This window comes from Bacteroides sp. L10-4, from assembly GCF_013373675.1.
In the GTDB taxonomy this organism is placed as follows: domain Bacteria; phylum Bacteroidota; class Bacteroidia; order Bacteroidales; family Bacteroidaceae; genus Bacteroides; species Bacteroides muris.
The window spans coordinates 77,732-94,225 of record NZ_JABXJH010000003.1 but is presented as its reverse complement, the minus strand read 5'-3'; the positions used below and the strand labels follow the sequence as shown (position 1 = coordinate 94,225).

Genomic DNA, 16,494 nt, shown 5'->3' with positions numbered 1-16,494 from the left:
GATTGTACAAAACAAGTGGTAAAATCATTCATTAAAATGAGGAGAGTAATCTCTCGATTACCCTCCTCTGCACAAATAAAATTAATTAAGGTCTATTTGATTATTTGTGATATAGAGATAATAAGGTTAGAAGTCTTGCGGTTTTATTACCACCATTTGTTCTGTTTTAGTTTAGTATTCACGGACAGTTCTTTGTTGGGAATGGGATAGAACTGATGTTTTTCTTCTGTTTTGGCTGCTACAGTAGCGGCGAAGTCATATTTGCCACCGGTCTTGTCGGCCTTGGCTTCATTTTCACTCTGTGAGTTCCAGCGTTTGTCGGCTGCTGCCGTACCCAGTGTATTCTGCATTCTTTCCAAGTAAATTCCCCAACGTACCAAATCGAACTTACGTATGGACTCGAAGCAAAGTTCGCGGGCGCGTTCATCACGTAATTCTTGTTGGAACTGGTCGTATGACAAGTTTTTGAGTTCCGGAATGCCGGCGCGCTTGCGTACAAGATTTATTGCTGTATAAGCCAGGTCCGTAGGTTGCTTGTTCACTTCATTTTCGGCTTCGGCCAGCATTAGCAATACGTCGGCATAGCGCAGAATCGGATAATTCTCGGGAGTCCAGTTCTTGTTCTTGTTTTCGGCTGTTTCCCACTCACGGCGGAACTTACCACAACGGCGCATGGTGATTTCATGGTCTTTCCATTTTACTTGCACGTCTTTCGCATTCAAGTAATAAGGTGCCATGGAAAGGTCACGACGTTTGTCTGTACTGTTCTTTTCAAATAAATCCCAAAGGACTAATGTACCTGCATAGAAAGCATAGGTATAACCTTTACCCATGGCGTTACCATTTCTTTGGGCGTTACCGATGGTATTACCAATACGGCTTTCGGTATAATTATTGTCAAGGCGAGTACCTATAAATTCTACTTCCCAGATGGATTCGTTATATTCAGTGTCATATTTATCTGTTGCCATACACTTCCACATGGCGTACACATCAGGGTTTAAGTCATGTTTCTTGGATTTGTAGACTTCATTGGCATATTGAGCCGCTTTTTTATAATAGGCTTCTCCACCGTCGGAAGGTTTTCCTGCTCTCCATAAGCATACGCGTGCTAGGATGCCATATACAGAAGTTTCTTTCACGTGGGATGGGCTTTTGTCATATTCTTTTTTGTCAACCAAGGGAATGCAATCTTCCATTTCTTTGATAATCCAGTCTAATGCTTCCGCATTGGAGGTGGCAGGCATACTGGCGGCATTGATGTCATCTAAAGATTGTTTGCGGATAGGCACCTCATAGAAAGCCTGTACAAGTAAGAAGTGATAGTAAGCACGGAGGAACTTAGCTTCCCCTTTGATTCTATCTTTGGCGATTTGACTCATTTCTGCCTTGTCTATGTTCTCAAGCAAACCATTGGCGTTTTTAATGCCGGTGTATAGTGCTTCCCAGATATTCCATATTTCTTGAGTGGTGCTGGTATAGTCGTTTGCCCATAGCTTACCGGAAAAGTTGCTGTTGCGCGTATAGTAGCTCAGGTCATCTATATTGGTCATTTCTGTGGAATAGAAATTACCATATAAGTTGGCGGTTGCCATTGGGTAATATACTGCGGCAAGTGCCATGGTACATTCAGACTCGTTTCTATAGAATGTGGTTGGTGAAACGAAATCGTATGGTTCGGTTCCTAAGAAGTCACATGAAGTCATAGAGACTACTCCTATGAGGACAAGGGCTTTTTTGAATATATTATAGAACTTTTTCATCATTGTTTTTGTTTTATACGTTTGTTGTTAGAAAGTAAGGTTCACTCCGATAGATGCGTTGAAAGAGCGTGGATATGCAGACCAGTCGAATCCGGGAGTCAATACCGAATTACGTGTAGATACTTCTGGGTCTGAGCCGGAATAGCCTGTAATGGTAGCGATGTTTTCAGCGGAAACAAATACTCTGGCAGAGCTGATGAATGCTTCTCTCAGCATCTGTGCCGGAAAATTGTAACCTAAAGAGATGGATTTCAGTTTCAAGAACGAACCATCTTCCACATAGAGAGAACTATACTCGTTGGAGCCGAGGGCATTTGCACGGGGCATGTTGCTATACGGGTTTTCGGGAGTCCAACGGTTGGTATAGGATGCAAACATGTTAGTGTTCTTCTTCTTGGCGGGATTTTCAAAGACCATTCGGTTAGCGTTCAGAATATCATTTCCTAAACTCCATTGCAAGAAGATACTGAGGTCCCAATTCTTATAGGTAAAGCTATTGGTGAAACCGCCGGTGCATGTGGGCAGGCCGTTACCGATGGTGGTACGGTCTTTGTCATTGATGATACCGTCGCCTGTATCAGGAATACCGTCGCCATTGGTATCTATCGTAGGCATGTCTTTATATTTGGGGTCACCGGGTTGGCAGCCTTTCACGTAAGAAGCGATACCCTCTTTCAGGGTGTACACTTTCTTGCCTTTGTCGTCCGTAGTGATGTTGAAGTCCGATTCTTTGTAGGTACCTTCATAAATGAAACCATACATCTTGCCGGCCGATTCGCCGATACGGCTGACGTATGCGGGCATGGTTTTGTACTTGTTGTCCCAGCTTACATAACTTGTAATTTCACCTTTTCCTTCCGTCAATGCGGTAATCTTGTTGGAGTTGAATGCTATATTGAAGTTGGAAGTCCATGAGAACTTCTTATTCTTCAGGTTAATAGTTTCCAAAGTAAGCTCGAAACCTTTGTTCTTGAGTTTACCGACATTGAGCGTTGCACTGGAGAAACCGGAACTGCCTGGAACATCAGCTCTGAGTAACAAATCCTTAGTGGTTTTTATATAATAATCGGCAGTCACGTTGATACGTCCGTCGAAGAAACCTAAATCCAGACCGAAGTCTATTTGTTCGGTAGTTTCCCACTTGAGTTGTGAATTGGCTTTATTGGCAATATGGAAACCTGGGGTAAATGAACCATTCCAAGGATATTTATACACGTTGTCGCTTGTAATCAGTTTGGCCATGTAGTCAAAGTCGCCCACACGGTTGTTACCTGTCTGGCCGTAGCTGAGGCGTAGTTTTCCATTAGACAGCCAAGAAGCATTTTCCGATACAAAAGCTTCGCGACCGAAAGCCCATGCCACAGATGCAGAAGGGAAATATCCCCAGCGGTTGTTTTTCGGGAATTTAGAAGAACCGTCGGCACGCATGGTGGCGTTAAGGTAGTATCTTGAATCATAGTTATAGTTGATACGACCGAAATAGGACATCATCTTGCTTTCTCCCTGGTTGCTCTCTATGGTTTGGTTGGTACCTTTATCTAGTCCTGCCATACCGAAAGACTCATTACTGATATGTTCGGTTGCTACGGAGTGGGAGTAATTGCTGTTCTTCTGTAAACTTAAACCTGCCAGTACATTCATGCTGTGAAGTTTTTTATTGAACTGATAGGTCAATGTGTTTTCGTTCAGATAGCTTCTGAATTCATATTGGTACAACTTAGCATTGATACCTTTACTTTGTGTATTGGAAGGGTGAGAATTACCGGTACGGGTATTAGGACCATTAAACTCTTCTTCCTTTATGTCACGGCTCGAATAGCCTGCTGCAACTTTAAACTTCAAGTTCTTGATGATTTCATACTCTGCACTCAAGTTGGCTTGCAATGTGTTGGTAGTGTTCCTGCGATATTCGTTCTTGGCCGACAATACAGGGTTGAAGCGATAGTCTTCTGCCATGTCTATATCGGTATCGTAAATTTCGTCTTTTAAGTCGGCGCCTGACGGAGATACGGGACGGTAAGCCCATACACTGTACATGAATGCGGTAGACATGGCGCTGGTGTTGTTCGAGGGATTGGGCCCGTTCTGTGTTGTACTGGCAAAGTTGGCGTTGGCATCTACCTTCAGTCTCTTGTTGAATTGCTGGCTGAGGTTGACACGTGCCTGGTATCTGTTTAAGTCAGAATTGATGATGACGCCTTCCTGGTCATTGTAGGATACGGAAGTAGAATATTTCAAGTCGCCGGCATTGCCATTCAAAAGCACGTGATGGTTATGGCTCATGGCTGTGCGGTAAATCTCTTTCTGCCAATCGTAGGATTTGAATTTGCGGTAATCCTCCAGTGTATTTCCATCTTTCAGATACATGTTCTTGAAATCCTCTGCACCCATGACTTCTTGTTGGAGTTTCACAAATTCATATCCATCCATCATTTCGGGGGTATTGTTCACCAGTCCTACCGTGAAACTTCCGTTGTAGGAGATGGTCGGTTTTCCAGATTTGCCTTTTTTCGTAGTGATGATAACTACACCATTAGCACCACGCGAACCATAGATGGCGGTGGCGGAAGCATCTTTCAAAACGTCAATGGATTCGATGTCATTCGGGTTTAAAGAACCCATGTTAGAGGTTTCTTGCGGGAAACCGTCGATAACATATAGAGGCGCTGTGCTTTGGGTCAATGAACCGGCACCACGAATCACGATGTTGAAGTTGTCACCGAGTCCGCCGTCCGTCGATGAAACCTGCACACCTGCAATACGTCCTCCTAAAGACTCAGCAACATTGTTTACCGGAGTTTTGACTAATTCCTTGATGTCTGCTTTCGCGATGGAACCTGTCAGGTCTTTGCGGCGGACATCGCCGTAACCCACTGCCACTACCACTACTTCTTGCAGTTGTTGTGAGTCTTCTTTTAAATTGATGGAAAGTTTCTGCTGATTGTTTACCTGAATTTCTTGTGTCTGATAGCCGATGAATGAGATAACCAGAGTTCCTTTGGCTGGTACACCGGACAAAGTGAACTCTCCGTTCATATCGGTGATACTGCCATTGCTTGTACCCTTCACGAGGACTGACGCACCGATGATCGGACCGAAGTCATCATTCACCGTTCCGGAGACGGTCAGTTCCTGTGCATTGGCCTGCGTGGCAAATAGGACAAGTAACATAATACCTAATGCTTTAAAGAAGCTGGATTTTTGTTCCATAAATATTAATTTAATTAGTTAATAATAAAGGTTGTTTCTTCGTCTTGTACTCACTTTGGGGTGAAATCACATCGCAAATGTAGGGGATGGAATATACAAACATATCCGTTAATAGTTCGCAAAAAGTACGAATTCGTACAAAACCCGCGGACGGCAACACTCTTGTACTTTTATCTCCCTCCGTTTCACGGCTCTTTCATTTAAGGGAGTTAGAAGGAGTTATCGCCCTTTAACTCCTTTAAATGAGAGGGCCGTGCCTCCGTTTTAGTCCTTTGCGCCCTTAACCTTTTCCAGCAGGGCGGAGAGCGCTTCTATCTTTTCCGGATGGGCATCTGCCACATTGTCTTTTTCAGACGGATCGACGGAAAGATTGTACAGTTGGGGCTGCGGGGCGTTTCCCATTTCCGTTTGGGTCCAATACTCCAGTGCGGGTTTGTCGCTGGGCTCTATGTATTTCCAGTCTCCCTCGATAATGGAGAGCGTATTGTCCAGATTTTGCTGTACGATATAGTCACATCCGGCGGTGTCGGTTCCCAGAAAGTTGTTGAGCTGGTCGCGGCTGTCGGGAGCGGTGCCTGCTTTCAGCGGATAGTCCAGCAGGGCGGCGAGTGAGGCATAGACGTCAATCATGGAGAAAAGGGCTTGTTGTTTGCCGGGCTTGATGCCGCCGGGCCAGCGTACGATGAAAGGGATGCGTGTGCCGGCATCGAAGGCGCTGTATTTCCCGCCGCGGTAGTGCTTCATGGGAGTGTGGCCGTTCAGCAGTTCGCGTGCCCGGTCTTGATAACCGTCGTCTATGATGGGACCGTTGTCACTACAGAATACGAAAATGGTGTTGTCGGCAATGCCGAGGCTGTCCAGGGTATGCATGATTTCGCCCACGGTCCAGTCCAACTGGAGGATGACGTCGCCACGTACGCCCAAACCACTCTTGCCGGCGAAACGCGGATGTGGCACGCGGGGAACATGTACATCTTGCGTACCCATATAAAGGAAGAAAGGTTCGTCTTTATGGGCGGTGATGAAGTCCTTCGCCTTGTCTGTTATCACGTCGGCGATGTCTTCGTCGGTCCAGAGGGCGGATTTGCCGCCGGTCATCCAGCCGATGCGGGGAATGCCGTTGATAATGGTATTGTTGTGTCCTTGGCTGGGCTTCATTTTGACGAGTCCGGGATTTTCGAGGCCGGTAGGCCAGTCACCTACTTTGTGGTCGTAGCTCACGGTGATAGGGTCGTTGGGGTCGAGGTTTACCACGTGCCCGTTCTCTACAAAGACGCAGGGGACGCGGTCGACGGTGGCGGGGATGATGTATTCATAATCAAAGCCGATGTCTTGGGTGTTCGGTTTAATCCGGCGGTTGAAGTCCGTACCGCCTTTAGGGCCCAGGCCGAGGTGCCACTTGCCCACTGCTGCAGTGGCGTAGCCTTCTTCCTTGAACATATCGGCCATGGTGACGCAGGCTGTATCTATGATGAGTTCGGAATTGCCCGGAGCGATGCCGGTATTCTTCTGTCGCCAGGGATACATGCCCGTCAGCAGGCCGAAACGGGAAGGAGTGCTGGTGGAAGAAGTGGCATAAGCGTTGGTAAACTGCATGCCTTGTCCGGCAAGGCGGTCAATGTTGGGAGTGCTTACTTTGGTGGCACCGTAACAGCTCAGGTCGCCGATACCCAGGTCATCAGCAATCAGATATACTACATTGGGCTTCTGCGGCGAGTGCTCCGAAGTCTTGTCTTTAGGTTGGCTTCCGCATCCCGCTATCAGGGCTGCACCGGGAATCAGAGACCACAAGGGGGAAAAATGCTTCATAGTTCTTTGACTTTAGATTGTAATTCTGAGGTCAAAGGTAAGAGGTTTTATGGAATCGGGTGTATAAGGAAGTACAAGGGAAGGGAGAAAAAGTACAAACCGTATCATGCGATGGCTTGATGTACAATATTAAGATGTCTCTTCACTGTCTTCCGTACTTTCCTCTCCTCCATTCTCTCCTTTGCGGTAGGCCAGTGGGCTGACATGGTAAATGTCCTTGAAGCATTTGGAGAAATAGCGTGAAGAACTGAAACCGATCCGGTCTGCAATTTCAGTGATATTCAGCTCCGGATTGTTGCGCAGCATCAGAGCGCCTTTCTTCAGGCGGATGGTCAGGATAAAGTCGTTCGGAGTTTGTCCGGTGATAGCCTTCAGCTTGGTGAACAGATTGGTGCGTGCCATTGCCATTTCACGGGCAAAGACGTTGACGTTGAACTCCGTATCGTCCAGATGTTGCTCGATGACTGCCATGGCACGGTCCAGAATCTCCTTGTCTATGGGGTTGGTGGCAAGCATCTGTACAAAGGCTTGCGGCTGCTTGCTGAACTTCTCCTGCAGGAGGATGCGCGAGTTCACGAGGTTGTTGCAGCGCGAAATCAATAGATTGGTGTTGAACGGCTTGGTGATATAGTCGTCCGCACCGATGCGCAGTCCCTCGATATTCTGTTCGATGGCAGTACGTGCCGTGAGCAGTACCACGGGAATATGGCAGGTGTTGAAGTCGCTCTTTATCTGTTTACACAGTTCCGTTCCCGACATGTTGGGCATCACCACGTCGCTGACTACGATATTGGGCATTTCGCTGCGCACCAGTGCAAGTCCTTCCGCTCCGTCGGCCGCAGTCAGCACTTCGTAGAAGGGCTTGAAGATACCTGCCAGCATGTCGCGGATGGAGTCGTTGTCTTCCACTATCAGGATTTTTGCATCCGGGAGTCGTTTGATGGGAGCACTCTCTTCCAGCTCTGCCTTGAGCAGGGCATCGTTTTCCGGTTTGGGAATTTCTATTTGTTGCACACTGTCTGCATTCTTGTTTATTTGCTCTTCGTCAAACTGTGCGTTCCCCAATTGCAGGTTTACGATGAAGCTGGTGCCTTTGCCCAATTCGCTTTCCACACGGATGGTGCCGTGATGGAGTTCCACGATACCCTTTGTCAATGCCAGGCCGATGCCCGTACCCGTCTTGCTTGCATCCGTAGAGTCCGTCTGGTCTATTTGGTAGAAGCGGTCGAATATCTTGTCCACTTCCCGGGCATCTATGCCGCTGCCGGTATCGGTCACGCGGATGACGGCATTGCTGCCTTCGGTCTTGATGCCGAGGGTGATGCTGTCTTCCGCCTTGGTATGCTTGACGGCGTTGGACAGCAGGTTGTTGATTACTTTCTGCATCTGTTTTTGGTCATACCATACTTCGAGGCTGTCTGTTTCCTTCTCGAAGCGGAGGCTGATTTGTTTGGCGCTGGCATATTCCAGGAAAAGCAGATAGTTCTCGTATAGGAAGTTCACGATGTTGTGCGGACTGACCTTTATCTTCATGTGCCCTTGTTCCTGCTTGCGGAAGTCGAGCAGTTCGGTGATGAGTTCCCGTAGCTGTATGCTGTTCTTGTAGATGCCCAATACCTTGTTATATATGGCAGGCGTGAAGTTCTGGAGTTGCATCAGCGTTTCCACTTGTGCCACGATGAGCGTCAGCGGGGTGCGGAATTCATGGGAAATATTGGTGAAGAAACGCAGCTTCGACTGGTTCAGGGCCTCTACGTCGCGGATGTGCTTCTGTTCGTACTTCAGCGATTCGCGCAGCTTGATTCTCGACTTGTAGGTACGCACTAGATACCAGAGCAGGATTCCCGTCACTATCAGGTAAATAAGATAGGCAAGGGGAGTCTTGTAGTAGGGAGGCAACACGTGAATGGTCAGGCGGACTTGCGGACAAAGGCTCTCGTCTTTTCCGTTGGGCCTTATAATCAACTTATAGGTTCCGGCGTTCAGGTTGGTATAGGTGATGTTGTGCAATCCACGGGCACTGTTCCAGTCGTTGGAGAAGCCTTCCAGCTTATAGATGATGTCGTCTTTGTTGGCGGCTACATAGTTGGAAGTGGCGAACTCTATGCTGAACATGGACTGATTGGCGTTGAGCGTAATCTCGGGGGTGCAGTACAAGGCTTGTTGCAGGATGCCGGTCTCATCTCCCACTTGTATTTCCGTTCCGTTCACAATGAGGCGGGAGAGGATGATTTTGTAGGGCTTCGGCGTGAAGTTCAGCTCCATTTCATGGAAGGAAATCATTCCCTGCGTGCCTCCCAGGAATATCTCTCCGTCACGGGTCACGCAAAGGGCATTCTCGTTGACGGCAGTCGTCGGGAAACCGTTTTCGGCGCTGTAGTTTATGAATGCCTTTTGCCGGTAGTCGAAGATGGAGAACCCTTCGTTGGTGATGAGCAGCAGTTTGCCGCTGGTGGGAGATTCCCGGGTTTCATAGATGCAGTCGCTGGAAAGGCCGTTTTTCGCCTGGTCAAAGTTCTCGAAGTCGTTGCTTGCAGGATGATATAAGTCCAGCCCGCTGCCCGAGGTGGCGAACCACAGATTGCCCTTGCTGTCTTGGGTAATGTTGTTTACATTGTTGTTGCTGATACTGTGCGGGTCGGCAGCGTCATGCCGGTAGTTGGTCAGTTCGTTCGTATCGAAGCGGTAGCTGAACACACCTTCGCCCGTGGCTGCAATCCAGAGTGTGCCATTGTTGTCAAAGGTAATGTCTGCCACCATCTTGATTTTTTTGCCTTCTTTACTGTCTTGGAACAATAGCCGGCATTTCCCGTCAGCCGGATCGAAAAGGCAGATGCCGTTTTGGGTGGCTATCACCAGTTGGTCTTGGTAGGGGGCGATGTCACGGATGATGTCCGACGGCAGTGTTTCCGGATCATTGACTTCCATGCGGTAGTGTGTGAAGCGTCCCGAACGTATGTCCAGCTTGTTCAGTCCTCCCAGATGTGTTCCTATCCAGATGACATCTTTGGCTGCATCGTAGTAGAGGGCTTTGATATTGTTGTGTGAGATGCTGTTCGGGCTGTCTTCCGGGCGGAACCATTTGAACTCACGGGTACGGCGGTTGTAATAGTTCAGTCCGCCCCCTTCGGTGCCAATCCACAGATTGCCGTCCTTGTCTTCTATGGTGCGGCCTACAACCGGATTGCTCAGCCCCTTCTTTTCGATGGGCGAATACATATAGCGGCTGTATATCTCGTACTCGGGGTTGAAATAGTTGACGCCGCCAAAGTAGGTCCCCAGCCACAGCGTTCCTTGGTTGTCCTTCACAATGCACCAGATGGAAGAGTGTGTCAGTCCGTCGTTCTGGGCATCACTGGCAGTATGGTTCTGGAAGAGTCCCGTACTTTTGTCATAGCGGTTCAACCCGTTGAATGTTCCAATCCAGATGTTTCCCAGATTGTCTTCACAGCAGGCTCTCACGAAGTTGGAAGAGATACTGCATGGATTCTTTGCGTCATACTCAAAGACTTCGATTTCCCCGTCGGCCTTTACATGGTGCAGCCCTTCTTCCCAGCTGCCAATCCATAACTCGCCTTCGCTGTCTTGGTATATGCTGGTGATGTTGCCTTTCAGGATGGGGTGGGTCAGCTCGTTCTTGTCCAGTTGCAGGCGGTATGCTCCGTCGGTGGTCGTTCCAATCCACATTTGTCCTTTGTCCAGATGCATACAGCAGATTTCCAGACTTTTTCCGGGAAGCTGGTAATAGAGGTCAAAGTTCCCGGTCTGCTCGTTATAGCGGTAGATTTCATTCTGTTTTCCGATGAAAAGGGCCTCTTTGTAATATATGCTGTGTACATTTCCTTGCAGCAGGGTGGTGAATCTTTGGGTGGCGAGATTGAACTCGGCTACTCCTTCCGTACAGAGCAGGTAGATTTTTCCGTTACGGTTGCCGGCCATGCGCAGCACGGTGTTGCAGAAAAGGCTGTAAGGGTCGTTCTTCTGCAGCTTGTAAGTTTGTATGTCTTCTCCGTCATAACGGTTCAAGCCTTCTCGGGTTCCAATCCATAAGACACCGTTTTCATCGATGTAAAGGCTGTTCACGGAGAATTGTGACAGACCGTCGTCGGTTGTCAGATGGTTGAAGGTGATGTTTTGACCTTGCAGGGTTGTGGCAACCATGCTCAGTAATACAAGAAGCAGCCGGATGGTAGACTTTCGCACTTTTTCTGGTGGTTTTTAAGGTTTCAGTTACAAATATAGGTATATTTTATGCAAGACTTCTTATTTATCCGGAGCTTTTTGAGGTTATGTCCGTTTAAATGTATAATTTTGGATGCTCGGTGAACCATACTTGCCTTTTGGCATAAGGCAAAAGAGCATTTTTGTAAACTAATTAATCCATAAATTGTCATGAAAGACCTTTTATCTATTGTATCTCATTTTCGACTGAAAGGTACGGTCGTTGAAATCAAGCCCTTAGGTGCCGGACTAATTAACGACACGTACAAAGTGACCACCTCCGAGGCCGATGCTCCGGATTATGTATTGCAGCGTATCAACCATGCCATCTTCCAGAATGTGGAGATGCTGCAGGCCAATATCGGGTCAGTGACCGGACATATACGCAAGAAACTGGAAGAAAAGGGCGAATCCGACATCGAGCGGAAAGTGCTTCATTTCGTTCCCGGGGCGGATGGAAAAACCTATTGGCATGACGGTGAGAGCTACTGGCGCGTGATGACCTTCATTCCCCGTGCCAAGACTTACGAAACTGTAAATCCTGAATATTCCTACTATGCAGGAGCGGCCTTTGGCAATTTCCAGGCTATGCTTGCCGACATTCCGGATACACTGGGCGAGACTATTCCCGATTTCCACAACATGGAGTTCCGCTTGAAGCAATTGCGTGAGGCGGTGGCAGCCGATGCGGCCGGACGGGTGAAGGAAGTGCAGTATTTTCTGGATGAAATAGAGAAGCGTGCCGAGGAAATGTGCAAGGCAGAGCGCTTGCACCGTGAAGGCAAGTTGCCCAAGCGCGTCTGCCACTGTGATACGAAAGTGAACAACATGATGTTCGACGAAGACGGTACGGTGCTCTGTGTCATCGACCTGGACACGGTGATGCCCAGCTTCATCTTCTCCGATTATGGCGATTTCCTCCGCTCGGGTGCCAACACGGGGTTGGAAGACGACAAGAACCTGGACAATGTGAACTTCAATATGGAAATATTCCAGGCATTCACCAAGGGTTATCTGGAGTCGGCCAAGTCCTTCCTGCTTCCGGTAGAGGTGGAGAACCTGCCGTATGCGGCTGCCTTGTTCCCGTATATGCAGTGCGTACGCTTCCTGGCAGATTATATCAACGGTGATACTTACTATAAGATTCAGTATCCGGAGCATAACCTCGTCCGTACCAAAGCTCAGTTCAAACTGTTGCAGAGCGTGGAGGAACATACACCGGAGATGAAAAAGTTCATTGACTCATGTATCTGAAAAAGTATCTGATGATGATAGCGGCCGCCCTTTGCATGCTGCCGCTGTCTGCAATTAATCCCCAAAATAGTAAAATGAAAGAATTGAATGTAAAGAAGGTGAGTGTGGCCAACATACCGGTGGAATCGGTTCCTGCCCTTCTGGATAAAGAGAAAGTGGCTTTTCAGCCTGTCAATACGGTGAACTGGGCAGACTATCCTTACTGTCCTGATGTGGAGTTCCGCATAGCCCATACCTCCGATGCCATCCTGCTCCATTTCAAGGTAAAGGAAGGCAGTGTGGCTGCGGTTGCCGGACACGACAACGGCCCGGTGTGGGAAGACGCTTGTGTGGAGTTCTTCTCCGTGCCTGCCGCCGACGGAGTGTACTACAACATGGAGTGCAATTGCACCGGAACTTTGCTCATCGGCGCCGGTGCCGGTCGCGACGGTCGTCGGCATGCCCCGCAAGAAGTGCTCGACAAGGTGCAGCGCTGGGCTTCTTTGGGTCGCGAATCGTTCGCGGAAAGAGTAGGAGAGTGCAGTTGGGAAGTGGCTCTGGTCATCCCTTATTCCGCTTTCTTCCTGCACCGCATCACTTCATTGGATGGCCAGACCATTCGTGCCAACTTCTATAAGTGTGGTGACAAGCTTCAGACCCCCCACTTCCTTTCCTGGAATCCGATTGAACTGGAGAAGCCGAACTTCCATTGTCCGGAGTTCTTCGGTGCACTGCATTTCGAGTAATCATAACGTGAATTCGGCGAATTAGCAGAGCATCTGAATTCGTCGAATTCACGTTGATTAGACTTGTTTTGTCCTGACATTTTCGGTCAATTAATACTTTGCTCTCGGATTTAATGGCTATTTTTGCCAAAAGTCTATAGAGATGAAGTTCCAAGAAACAATAAAAAAATGCGCGAGGAGCATAACATGCTTCAAAGGCAAGTTGCAGCAGCTCTGAATATTGATACTGCGCTCTGAATGACAGATACCGATAATATAAAATAAATAAGAGAACATACTTAAGAGCCTTAACCATGCAGGAATATTTTTTATGCCATATACTGAAATTTTATCCGTGCATTCTATTTACATTATACAGAGTTGGTTGCCTTTGCACCACGAAAGATTAAATCAATGGAACAATTACAAGTAATTCAAAGCAAGATATATGAAATCAGAGGTCAGAAAGTAATGCTTGACTTCGACCTTGCAGAAATGTACCAAGTAGAAACTCGTGTACTTAACCAAGCAGTCAAGCGTAACATAGAACGCTTTCCTAAAGACTTTATGTTTCAACTTACATTAGAGGAATGGGACTCTATCTCATCACAATTTGTGATGACATCACGAATGAAACGACCTAAGTCCGCTATGCCACTGGCTTTTACAGAGCATGGAGTAGTAATGCTTTCAAGTGTACTAAGAAGTGATATTGCCATTCAAACAAGTGTTTTGGTTGTACGTGCTTTTGTTGCCATGAGACAACTGATTACAGCAGCCCCACAAATAGACAGAGTAGGACAATTGGAACAACAAATGAAAGAGTTGAAAGACTACATAGAAGAAGTGTTCGCCGATTACAACGATATTAATGACGATACGCGGATGCAGTTGGAACTCATTAATCAAACATTGGCAGAACTGCAAGCCAAGAAGAAACTGGAAGAAAAACCACGCAGAAGAATCGGATTTATACAGCATGATGAATAAATGTTTAATCGCTAAATACAGAATAAGTATGTCGCCATAATTAGCTTATACTATCTGTCATTAGCTTCGCTCAAAACCTCTTCTGATTATTTCATTAAGGTATAGTCAGAGCGTAGCGAAGAATCTCTTCTCTGCGTATTCATAAAGAGAGTAGATTCTTCACTACGTTCCCTTAGACAGATACAATAATATAAAATAAATAAGAGAACATACTTAGAATATGAGAAATTACATCTGTAGGAGCGTTTAAAGCAATGGGAGCAAGAAGGAAAGAAAAGAAAAGAAAGTTTGCAAACCTGCCCTCACCACCCTCACCCCTTTCCCGAAACGCCCTGTTCATCGGCATTGCGGTGGTGAGTGAGAGCAAATAAAAAGGGTGAGGGCAAAATTTGCCCTCACCCTTTCGGCTTTATCCTGTTGCTTACTATCACTCCCCTCAAGACGCACGGGCTTTCGTCCATCTCTCCCCCGTCCTTTATTGAGAAAAGCATATATATTTCTTGTGCCAAACGCAGTGTATTGACAACGGCTCACCTTAGTGGTCTGCTTTGTTCACCTAAGTGAGCTGATTTGTTCACCTTAGTGGTCTGACTTGTTCACTATAGTGGAGCATTGGCAAATCAAAAGGTTTCTCGGGAGAAACACGTATGCGGAACACAAAGAAACCCTGTACAGCACACGATGAATATGGTTCAAACGGGAATGCATCCTTTGAAAAAAACACGACCGGACAAGGATAAGCTAAACAAAAAACATTATTTTTGCAGTATATCAAGCTGCAAACTGCATGAGAAAACGAACCATAGCCCTCATAGCCATACTGACCGCACTATTGGCAGCCTGCACAGAAACGACAGGCTACAATACAACATTGGTACAAGCAGACTCGCTGATGGCATCGCATCCGGACAGCGCACTGCACATGCTGCAAGGCATCCCAGCCGAGAGCCTGAAAACAAAAGCAGACCGTGCCTACCATGCACTGCTGCTGACGCAGGCACGGGACAAGAATTACATAGTGCAGACGGATGATTCACTGATACGAATAGCCGTGCGCTACTATGACTCCATGAGAGACAATAGAATGCAGGCGCGAGTCTACTACCTTTGGGGCAGTGTTTGCAGAGACAAGAATAGGCAGACAGAAGCTATAGAAAAATACATCAGAGCGACCGATTTAGCACAAAAAGCAGGAGACGAAGTACTGCTGGGACGAATATACGCCAATGCGGGCTATATTTATTACCTGCAGAAATTCTATGCAAAAGCAGATTCCATTTATCGGCAAGCCGAGCAAATCAGTATCCGGCTGAAAGATACTTCCCTGCAGATTTCAAGTCTCGCCATGCAAGGAAACATACAACTTTACCAAAAAAAATATCAGCAAGCAGAAAAGAAACTGCTACAGGCAGAATCTCTTTTGAAAGAAGTCAGACAAGATGCCATAAAAGCAAACGTTTTTTCAGCTCTGGGCGCACTGTATGTCAGAACCGGAGAGAGCACAAAAGCACTGCGATATGCCAAGCAAAACTTCAAGCTACAAAAAGACACCCTGCACTGTTACCGTACCTTCTTGGAATTAGGAGATGCCTATTATCAAGCAGGGCAATATGACTCTGCCACCATATATATAAGGAAAAGCCTCGCATCCTCAAGCTATAGCACCAAAGAAGCAGCCTATATGCGACTGGCCGATATAGCAAGAGCACAAGGCGACATTTCCCGGTCTCTCAATATGGAACAGCTATATTCGACCTATAAGGACAGCGCAAACTTATCTCAGCAGAGAACCGGAATCATCGAAACAGAGCAGACCATAGAGATGCTACACCAACAGACACTGTACGAATCTTATCTGAAAGAATATCGCTACTACATTCTCTGTTCGATACTCATAGGCATTGGAAGCATTTATCTATTGTGGAAACGTTATCTCAAGAAATTCCATCAGCAAAGACAAAAAGCTCTTTTAAAAGAAAAAGAACTACGCAGACAATACCTTTCTGTGAAAGAAGAAACGAAACAAAAAGAGGAACAAATAGCCGCCCTGCAACAAAAAATAATACAACAGTATATTGACGAAGTTCAAAAGGAACAAATGCAAAAGGAATTGGAGAAATTGAATAAACAACACATTGTACTACTAAAAAAGGTGTTAGAATATTCGGATGTCTACAACAAAATGAAGAAAATCATTTCGGACTGTAAGGAACACGGAATCTCTAAGGTGACATTGACAGACGATGAATGGATTAGATTTATGGCAGAAATAGAGAAAACGGGCATCCTCTCAAAACTGGCTGTTGAATATAAATTCAGTAAAAACGAAACCCGTTATTGCTATCTACTATTTACTGACTTCTCCATCAAAGAAAGAATGCAGATTCTGAAGATTGCCCATGCTACCCTCTACCGGACTGAGCAGAGAATTTGCAAGAAGATGAATGTCCCTTATCAGGCAAATGAATTACAAAAACTGCTAAAAAGCATAATAAACAGTACTCTTACTGATGTATGAGACATGTCTCATGCAAAAATGAGAC

At 46.7% G+C, this 16,494-nt stretch carries 8 protein-coding genes; 4 read left to right on the top strand and 4 right to left on the bottom strand.

What is annotated here, in order from left to right; all coding sequences use genetic code 11:
* Window positions 1–146: 146 nt before the first annotated feature.
* From HU824_RS02145 to HU824_RS02130, 4 genes are all read right to left on the bottom strand, one after another.
* On the bottom strand, window positions 147–1,763 hold the full coding sequence (locus HU824_RS02145) for a RagB/SusD family nutrient uptake outer membrane protein (protein WP_176467960.1): 1,617 nt from the start codon (window positions 1,761–1,763) through the stop codon (window positions 147–149).
* A 27-nt stretch (window positions 1,764–1,790) separates the two neighbouring features.
* The gene (locus tag HU824_RS02140) at window positions 1,791–4,934 is read right to left on the bottom strand and encodes a TonB-dependent receptor (protein ID WP_255260440.1); all 3,144 of its coding nucleotides are present in this window, start codon (window positions 4,932–4,934) and stop codon (window positions 1,791–1,793) included.
* 303 nt (window positions 4,935–5,237) lie between these two features.
* Window positions 5,238–6,782: an arylsulfatase gene (locus tag HU824_RS02135; protein WP_176467929.1), complete on the bottom strand. Its 1,545-nt coding sequence runs from the start codon at window positions 6,780–6,782 to the stop codon at window positions 5,238–5,240.
* A 129-nt stretch (window positions 6,783–6,911) separates the two neighbouring features.
* Window positions 6,912–10,985, bottom strand: coding sequence for a two-component regulator propeller domain-containing protein (locus HU824_RS02130; protein ID WP_176467928.1), 4,074 nt, complete (start codon window positions 10,983–10,985; stop codon window positions 6,912–6,914).
* Between the two features lie 189 nt (window positions 10,986–11,174).
* Between HU824_RS02130 and HU824_RS02125 the strand changes: the two genes are divergently transcribed.
* The 4 genes from HU824_RS02125 to HU824_RS02110 all read left to right on the top strand — a co-directional run bounded on the left by HU824_RS02125 (window position 11,175) and on the right by HU824_RS02110 (window position 16,469).
* Window positions 11,175–12,257: a phosphotransferase enzyme family protein gene (locus HU824_RS02125; protein ID WP_176467927.1), complete on the top strand. Its 1,083-nt coding sequence runs from the start codon at window positions 11,175–11,177 to the stop codon at window positions 12,255–12,257.
* Window positions 12,248–12,982 (top strand): carbohydrate-binding family 9-like protein, encoded by a 735-nt coding sequence (locus HU824_RS02120; protein ID WP_176467926.1) that lies wholly within the window; start codon window positions 12,248–12,250, stop codon window positions 12,980–12,982. The genes HU824_RS02125 and HU824_RS02120 overlap by 10 nt, the downstream gene beginning before the upstream one ends.
* 393 nt (window positions 12,983–13,375) lie before the next feature.
* The gene (locus HU824_RS02115; protein ID WP_136008704.1) at window positions 13,376–13,951 is read left to right on the top strand and encodes an ORF6N domain-containing protein; all 576 of its coding nucleotides are present in this window, start codon (window positions 13,376–13,378) and stop codon (window positions 13,949–13,951) included.
* A gap of 787 nt (window positions 13,952–14,738) precedes the next feature.
* Complete coding sequence (locus HU824_RS02110; RefSeq protein WP_176467925.1) at window positions 14,739–16,469, top strand: lipopolysaccharide assembly protein LapB; 1,731 nt, start codon at window positions 14,739–14,741, stop codon at window positions 16,467–16,469.
* Window positions 16,470–16,494 lie beyond the last annotated feature (25 nt).